We start from the raw sequence: 370 nt of genomic DNA, 5'->3' as shown, positions 1-370 counted from the left end.
CGCCGCCGCCCTGCCGCTGCTGGCGCGCGCGGACGGCGTGCGGCTCGTCCTCGTCAATCCGGACCAGCTGTCCGACGCGCACGGCGAACAGCCGGGCGCCGACATGGCGCTCTACCTGGCCCGCCACGGCGTGAAGGTCGACGTCGTGCTCGAGCGCACGCATGCGACCGTCGGCGACACCCTGATGGCGCTTGCGCGCACCGCGGGTGCCGGGCTGATCGTCGCCGGCGCGTACGGCCACAGCCGCTACCGCGAATGGGTGCTGGGCGGCGTGACGCGCGAGCTGCTGGAGCGCGCGCCCGTACCGTTGCTGCTGGCCCATTGAGGCTGTCGTGGACGTGGACGGCGCGCACCTGGGCCACCAGGAGAC

General features: G+C 74.3%; 1 protein-coding gene. It reads left to right on the top strand.

What is annotated here, in order from left to right:
• The coding region (locus tag ACEN88_RS34655; protein ID WP_413346935.1) for a universal stress protein at positions 1–325 on the top strand (325 nt) is incomplete at its 5' end.
• Between the last annotated feature and the right edge of the window lie 45 nt (positions 326–370).

Source organism: Massilia sp. CT11-108 (genome assembly GCF_047302915.1).
GTDB classification, from domain to species: Bacteria; Pseudomonadota; Gammaproteobacteria; order Burkholderiales; family Burkholderiaceae_D; genus Telluria; species Telluria orientalis.
This window is presented reverse-complemented; position numbering and strand designations above follow the sequence as displayed.